The 7,421-nt window shown below is 73.3% G+C and carries 6 protein-coding genes; 4 read left to right on the top strand and 2 right to left on the bottom strand.

The window, feature by feature from the left end; genetic code table 11:
- The 4 genes from HCJ92_RS20410 to HCJ92_RS20395 form a co-directional block, all read left to right on the top strand.
- The coding region (locus HCJ92_RS20410; RefSeq protein ID WP_209311374.1) for a septum formation family protein at nucleotides 1-1,337 on the top strand (1,337 nt) is incomplete at its 5' end.
- 119 nt (nucleotides 1,338-1,456) lie between these two features.
- Nucleotides 1,457-3,379, top strand: a complete 1,923-nt coding sequence (gene pknB / locus HCJ92_RS20405; RefSeq protein WP_167935077.1) for a Stk1 family PASTA domain-containing Ser/Thr kinase — start codon at nucleotides 1,457-1,459, stop codon at nucleotides 3,377-3,379.
- A gap of 298 nt (nucleotides 3,380-3,677) precedes the next feature.
- Nucleotides 3,678-4,502 carry a transglycosylase SLT domain-containing protein gene (locus HCJ92_RS20400; RefSeq protein WP_167935076.1) on the top strand — a complete coding sequence of 275 codons (825 nt, stop codon included), beginning with the start codon at nucleotides 3,678-3,680 and terminating at the stop codon, nucleotides 4,500-4,502.
- Between the two features lie 247 nt (nucleotides 4,503-4,749).
- A complete protein-coding gene (locus HCJ92_RS20395) occupies nucleotides 4,750-5,619 on the top strand; it encodes a deoxyribonuclease IV (protein WP_338054291.1) in 870 nt (289 codons plus the stop codon).
- 18 nt (nucleotides 5,620-5,637) lie between these two features.
- Here HCJ92_RS20395 and HCJ92_RS20390 read toward each other — a convergent pair whose 3' ends face one another.
- Complete coding sequence (locus tag HCJ92_RS20390; RefSeq protein WP_167935074.1) at nucleotides 5,638-6,267, bottom strand: molybdopterin-dependent oxidoreductase; 630 nt, start codon at nucleotides 6,265-6,267, stop codon at nucleotides 5,638-5,640.
- A gap of 99 nt (nucleotides 6,268-6,366) precedes the next feature.
- Nucleotides 6,367-6,849, bottom strand: a complete 483-nt coding sequence (gene bfr, locus HCJ92_RS20385) for a bacterioferritin (protein WP_167935073.1) — start codon at nucleotides 6,847-6,849, stop codon at nucleotides 6,367-6,369.
- Nucleotides 6,850-7,421: the final 572 nt, after the last annotated feature.

Raw genomic sequence — 7,421 nt, 5'->3', positions numbered from 1 at the left:
GGCCCCGCCCCCTGTCCGCACCGCCTGCCGTACCGCCGGCCGGGCCCCACACCCCATGGGCGGCGCCCACCCCCGTGCCCGCGGGCCACAACCCCTGGGCGGCCCCGGCGCCGAGTACCGCACACCAGCACCCATGGGCTGCCCCCTCCCCGGCCGTCCCGCCGACGTTCGGCGCGCCGCAGCCGGGTGAGCAGCTGCCGCGGGAGCCGCTGTCCATCGCGGCGATCGGCGCCGCCGGCATGCTGCTCTCCCCCGTCGCCCTGGGCCTGTCGGCCCTAGCGCTGCGCCGCCACCGCCGCCGACCGGCGCGGGGCCGCTCGCTGGCCGTGGCGGCGGCGACGATCGCGGTGGCACAGCTCGGCGTGGCCGCGGTCGCCGTGCCGGTCGCCCTCTCCTGGGAGCACGGCGACGAGACGACGGTCGCCTCCGAACAGCTCCCGCCGGAAACCGATCCGCCCGAGGTCGACCCGGCCGACGACGCACCCGACGACGACGGGAAGGCACCAGCCGAGGAGTGGCAGGACTGGCACGACGAGACCGACCCGGACCGCCCGACCGCCACCGGTCCGGTGCTGTCCGTGCTGCTCTCGCCGGGGGAGTGCTTCCGGCCCTACGAGGGCGTGCTCGGCGAGGAGGACGAGGAAGTGGAAGTGGTCGAACTGGCGGAGCTGGTCGCCTGTGACGCGCCCCACTCCGCCGAGGCGTTCGGGTACGTGGGTCTGCTCGCGCCCGGCGCCGAGTGGCCGGGGCGGGAGGCGCTGAACGACCTCGCCTTCCAGGCGTGCGACACCATGGTCGCTCCCTACGTGCTGGACATGTGGAAGCTGACGTCGCCGGAGGGGGACGTCGTGGTCAACGCCTACCTGCCTCTGCAGGAGGACTGGGAGAAGGCCGGGCACCGGGATGTCGTCTGCTTCCTGGAGAGCCCGGAGGCCGACAACTCGCTGACCTCCGGACTTCGTGGCGACCCGGCCACTTACGACCACACCCAGCGCTACTACCTCCGGTTGACCCACGGCATGGAGACCGCCGTGCTGTCCTACCCCTACGACGCGACCCTGGCCAGGCTCGGCGAGTGGGCGGACCGGATCGCGGACGAGGCCGAAGCCCAGTCGGTACAGCTGCGTGGCAGCGTGTGGGACAGCCGCCCCGCGCAGGTCGGCGCGTTGCAGCTGGCCGACGCGCGGGACGCCGAGGCCGCCTACTGGCGCGAGGTCGCTGCGGCCCCGGACGAGGACACGTTCCACGACCGCCTGGAGGACACGGATGCCTGGGACGAAGCGGTCTCGTACGAGGCCGCCTTCCGAGAGGTGATCGGGCTGCCCTCCGAGTGGTGAGGATCGGCCGGAGATGACCCGGCCGGTCCGGTGCGAACGTCACCGTTCCGCACCGGTTCCGGCCGGTGGGCGCCCCGGGCGACCCGGGGTGTCCGTCACCCCTCGTAAACTCTCTCGGTGTGGACGCTACCCTTCAGGACCCGCTGATCGGCCATGTCGTGGACGGGCGGTACCGCGTGGACGCGCGGATCGCCGTCGGAGGCATGGCGACGGTCTACCGCGCGCTGGACACCCGGCTGGACCGGACCCTGGCGCTGAAGGTGATGCATCCTTCCCTCTCCACCGACCACGCCTTCGTGGAGCGCTTCATCCGCGAGGCGAAGTCGGTGGCCCGCCTGAACCACCCCAACGTGGTCAGCGTGACCGACCAGAGCTCCGACGGGGAGTACGTCTACCTCGCCATGGAGTACGTCGCCGGCTGCACGCTGCGCGACGTGCTGCGGGAGTCCGGGGCGCTCCAGCCCCGGGCGGTGCTGGACATCATGGAGCCCGTCCTCGCCGGGCTGGGCGCCGCCCACCGCGCCGGGATGGTCCACCGCGACATCAAGCCGGAGAACGTCCTCATCGGGGACGACGGCCGGGTGAAGGTCGCCGACTTCGGGCTGGTGCGAGGGGTGGACACCGACACCACCTCCCGGACCGAGTCCCTGCTGGGCACCGTCTCCTACCTGGCGCCCGAGCAGATCGAGGGCGGCAACGTCGGCCCGGCGGCGGACGTCTACGCCTGCGGCATCCTCCTGTTCGAGCTGCTCACCGGCGAGAAGCCGCACACCGGCGCCACCCCCGCCCAGGTGCTGATGGCCCACGTCAACCGCAACGTGCCGCCGCCCTCACGGCTGGAGCCGGGCGTCCCGCCCGAGCTGGACCAGCTGGTCGCCCAGGCGACCGCCCGCCGCGCGGGCCGCAGGCCGTCGGACGCGGCGGCGCTGCTCTCGCAGCTGCGGTCGGCGCGTGCCGGGCTGACCGACGCCCAGCTGGACGCGGTCCCCGAGGGGGCGCATCCGCAGAGCGGGGGCGAGGACGCCACCCGCGTCTTCGCCCGGCCCGGCGGCGCCGCGACGGCCCCGGTCGCGGCCGGCGGCGAGCGGACCGCGGTCATCGAGGTCAAGGAGTCCGGCCCGCCGGGGCCGCCGGACGGGCGGGGGTGGCGGGCGCTGCTCGACGGCGGACCGCGCCGCACCGTGGTCGCGGTGGTCGCCGGGGTGCTGCTGGTCCTGGGGCTGGGCGGCGGTCTCTGGTACGTGAATTCCGGCCAGTTCCTCGCCACCCCCGGCGTCTACGACCTGCCGCAGGCCGAAGCCGAGGAGACGCTGCGCGACGCCGGGCTGCGGGTGGAGGCGACGGAGGGGTTCTCCGCCACCGTCGAGGCCGGCCACGTCATCTCCACCGACCCCGAGCGGGGCGAGCGGGTGCGGCGGAACGCGGTGGTGACGATCGAGGTGTCGGTCGGACCGGAGCTGGCGACGGTCCCGGAGGTCGCGGGCGAGGAGCTGGAGCGGGCACGGGAGCTGATCTCCGAGGCGGGGCTCACCCCTGGCCGGGTCGAGCGCGCCTTCGACGAGGAGGTGCCGCTGGGCGCGGTGGTCTCCACCTCCCCGGCCGCGGGTGAGGAGCGGCGCCCCGACGCCGCCGTGGAGCTCGTGGTCAGCCGCGGCCCGGAGCTGCCCGTCCCCGACGTGGTCGGCGAACCGGAGGGCGGCGCGAAGCAGCAGCTCACCGAGGCCGGCTTCGAGGTCGAGGTGGAGAGCGAGCGGGTGCACTCCGAGTACCCGGAGGGCGAGGTGGCAGCGCAGTCGCCCGAGGCGGAGGAGGTCGCCGGTGAGGGCGACACCGTCACTCTCACCGTCTCCAAGGGCCCCGAGATGGTCGTGGTGCCCGACGTGCGCGGCAGGTCCGAGGACGAGGCCGTCGAGATCCTGGAGGAGGAGGGGTTCGAGGTCGAGGTGCAGCGCTTCTTCCTCACGGGGACGGTCTTCAACCAGTCGGTGCACAGCGGCGACCGCGCTCCTCGCGGGTCCACCATCACCCTGTATGTCCGATAGCTCCCGATCACCGCACGCGGGCGCACACCTCCCCGCGCGCGACAGGTGATCAAACTCGGTAATTCTGTGACCTGCACCATAGGGGCTGCGTCACATACGAACCGCCTTAGTAAAGGGCCCTTACCGCTTCGCGCCAAACCCCGCACCGCCCCACCCCGCCGCCGAAAGTCCCATGGGCTTCCGGCGGTGGGGTCTTTCACTATCCGGCGTAGCACGTCACACCTTTGCCACAGGTTTTTCCCGGCTGTTACCAAGAACCTCGCCCCGTTTCCGCGATGAATCGATCGAGGTTTACGCAATGCCCGCTCGTCAGCTTTCCCGCCGCCTGCAGGTGACGCAGAAAACCGCGACCGCCTCCCTTGCACTCTCCGGCGCCGCAATACTCGCTTTCACCGTCGTCCCCGGCCCCGCCGCCGCGGACGAGCGGCCCGCCCAGTCCCTCTCCACCGAGACGGCCGCCTGGGACCTGTCCAACGCCGCCGTCCCGGCGCAGCAGGACGACTCCTACGACGTCCGCGCCCTCGCCGAGGAGTCGCTCCGGGACCACGCCGCGCGGCAGGCCGCCCAGCAGCAGGCCGCCGAGGAGTCCCAGCAGGCCCTCGCGGAGGTCCGCCGCGCCGAGGCCGAGCACGCCTCCGAGGCGGAGCAGGCCGCGAAGCAGCTGGCCGCCGACGAGAAGGCCGCGGCGGAGCGTGAGGCCGCCGAGCAGACCGCGAGCCGGTCGACCGAGCGCGAGGCGCCCGTCGTGGCCGCCGCGGAGCCGGCGCAGCCCGCGGCCGAGCCGGAGCCCGCCCCGACTTACGACGACAACCTGGAGGGCTGGATAGCCGAGGCGCTGGACATCATGTCCGACAACGGCATCCCCGGCTCCTACGACGGGCTGCACCGCAACATCATGCGGGAGTCCAGCGGCGACCCCCAGGCCATCAACGACTGGGACATCAACTGGATCAACGGCACCCCGTCCATGGGGCTGCTCCAGGTGATCCAGCCGACCTTCGACGCGTACCACGTCGACGGCACCCCTCACGACGTGTGGCACCCGGTCGCCAACCTGGTCGCCGCCGCGAACTACGCCTGGGACCGCTACGGCTCCATCGACAACGTCGACGGCCCCTACTGAGACCGGGGCTCCCTCCGGAGCGCCGACCCCCGCACACCCGGCCCGGGGCGCCCTCGCGGCGCGCCCGGGCCGCGGCGTGTCCCGAGGAGGCCGCGGCGTGTCCCGAGGAGGCCGCGGCCCCCTCTGCCGCCACCCCCGGGCGGCCGTGGCACCCTGGTGCACCGTGACCACAGGTACGGCGCGTACGCCGCGCACCAGGGACCGCCGCACGCACGCCCCCCGGAGCCGCAACCCGGTCGGCGGCCACATCCGCGTCGCGGGCGGGCTGGCGCGGACCGGCCTGCCGCACGCGGACTCGCTGGACGCCGAGTGCGTGCAGGTCTTCGTGGCCAACCCCCGCGGCTGGGCCACCCCGGCCGGCGACCCCCGGCAGGACGCGGAGTTCCGCGCGGGGTGCGCCGAGCGAGGGCTGCGCGCGTTCGTCCACGCGCCCTACCTGATCAACCCCGGCTCCCACTCCCCCGAGACGGCTCGCCGCTCGGTGGACTCCCTGCGGCACTCACTGCGGCGGGCGGCGGAGATCGGCGCCGAGGGCGTGGTGGTCCACACGGGTTCGGCCACCGGCGGGCGGCACCGCTCGGTGGCGCTGGCGCAGGTACGGGAGCTGCTGCTGCCGCTGCTGGAGGAACTGGACAGCGCCGACGGCAGCTCGGACCCCGACGACGACGGCCGGACGACGCCGTGGCTGCTGCTGGAGCCGACGGCGGGCCAGGGCGCGTCGCTGTGCTCGCTGCCGGAGGAGCTCGGCCCCTACCTGGAGGCGCTCGACGGGCATCCGCGTGTCGGGGTCTGCCTGGACACCTGCCACGTCTTCGCCGCCGGCCACGACCTGGCCGCGACCGGGGGTGCGACCGCGCTGCTGGACCGGCTGGACGCCGCCACCGGACCCGGCAGGCTCCGGCTGGTGCACGCCAACGACTCGGAGGAGGCGGTCGGCTCGCGGCGCGACCGCCACGCCAACATCGGCTCCGGCCACATCGGGCCCGACGCCTTCGGTGAGCTGCTGGCGGACCCCCGCACCGCGGGCGTTCCGCTGGTCATCGAGACACCGGGCGGCCACGAGGGACATCTCGGGGACGTCCGGCTGCTCAAGAAGCTGCGCGACGAGGCCGGCTGACGGCTCGACGGTCGGCGGTCAGAGCTCCGGCCCGTCGCCGGGCTCCTCCTGGTAGGAGTGGCGCTGCTCCGCCCGGACCTCGCCGATGTTGTGGTAGCCGCGTTCCTCCCAGAACCCGCGCCGGTCGGCCGTCATGTACTCGACCCCTCGGACCCACTTGGGGCCCTTCCAGGCGTAGAGGTGGGGCAGCACCAGGCGGACCGGGAATCCGTGCTCGGCGGTGAGTGCCTCACCACCGCAGTGGGTGGCGAACACCGCGTTCTCGGCGGCGAAATCCGCGAGGCGGATATTGGCGCTGTAACCGAATTCCGCCCACACCATCACATGGGTCACCCCCGCTGCGGGAGGGGCCGCCTCCAGAACTGTCCGCGTCCGAACCCCGCCCCATTCCGCGTCGAGCATGCTGAACCGCGTCACGCAGTGCAGATCCGCGATGACCGTCGCGTAGGGAAGAGCCGAGAACCGGGAGAGGTCCCAGCTGTGGCCGACACTGTCGGCGGTCGCCCCGAACACCCGGAAATCCCAGCGCTCCGGACGGAAACGCGGGACAGGGCCGTAGTGGGTGACCGGCCAGCCGCGCTGCTCGCGCTGACCGGGCGGCAGCCGCCCCGGCGCGACCCGCTCGCCCGTTCTGTCCGGAAGTCCCATGGCACCCATGGTGACAGACCCGCCCGGAGCGGTCGCACCGCCACCCCGGGCGGGCCCACGGCCCGCCCGGGGACGTCCCCTCTCCGCTCCCGGGACCGGTCAGGCCTCGGAGGGCTGCTCCAGCAGTTGCGCGATGTAGAGCGGCTCGCCGATCTTCTCGATGAGCTCCAACTGCGTGTCGAGATAGTCGATGTGGTGTTCCTCGTCCGCGAGGATCGACTCGAAGATGTTGGCGGAGGTGACGTCGCCCTTTGCGCGCATCACCTCGATTCCACGGCGCAGCCGGTCGATCGCCTCGACCTCGATCTGCCGGTCCGCCTGGAACATCTCCGTCACGGTCTGCCCGACACGGACGTGAAAGAGCCGCTGGTAGTTGGGCAGGGCGTCCAGGAAGAGAATGCGGTCGGTGAGGACCTCGGCGTGCTTCATCTCGTCGAAGGACTCGGCGCGCGTGTACTTGGCGAGCTTGATCCAGCCGAAGTTCTCCTGCATCTTGGAGTGCAGGAAGTACTGGTTGATAGCGGTGAGTTCGGCGGTCAGCTGCTCATTGAGGAACTCGATGACCTCGGGGTCGCCCTGCATCGCGCGGAGCTCCTTCCGGAAGGGAACGGTTGCCCCGCATGGTGGCACCGCCCACCCGATTACGTCCAGTAAGCGAAGGCTTACCATATTCGGTGCCGCCCCCCGGGAAGCGGAACAGCTGCGTTCACGGGACGCACGAATTCCTCTGCGGCGTCAGTCGAATTCGACGCGCACGACGCCCGTCCGCCGGCTCCGCCGGGCCCCCGGACGGCCCCTCACCCTCGTCGGCGGAGCCGCGACCCGGCGCGCCGCCGCGTCCGGTCGTCGGGACGGAGGCGCGAAACCGCCGGCCCCGCACTGTGACCGACGGACACCCGGGGTCGAGGAGCGGAGCACGGCGGCGAGCACCGAACGGTGGCAGCGAGGGGTAAGCGGCCGGCCGGTTCGGCGTGACGGAGCGGGGGAGGCGGGGCGAGAGGGCCCCGGCGGGCTCAGGCCGCCGCGGAGGACGCGCGCAGCGTGCCGGCGGGCAACGCCACCGGCACGGCCTCGGCCTGCGCCGCGGGCACGAGCGGCGGCGCGGCCGACGTGCTCCGCGCGGCGCCCGCCCCGGGTGAGGCGAGGCAGGGAGC

The sequence above is a fragment of the Streptomyces spiramenti genome, assembly GCF_012034385.1.
Classification (GTDB): Bacteria; Actinomycetota; Actinomycetes; order Streptomycetales; family Streptomycetaceae; genus Streptomyces; species Streptomyces spiramenti.
The sequence above is the reverse complement of the archived record's forward strand: the minus strand, read 5'-3'. Positions and strand labels throughout refer to the sequence as shown.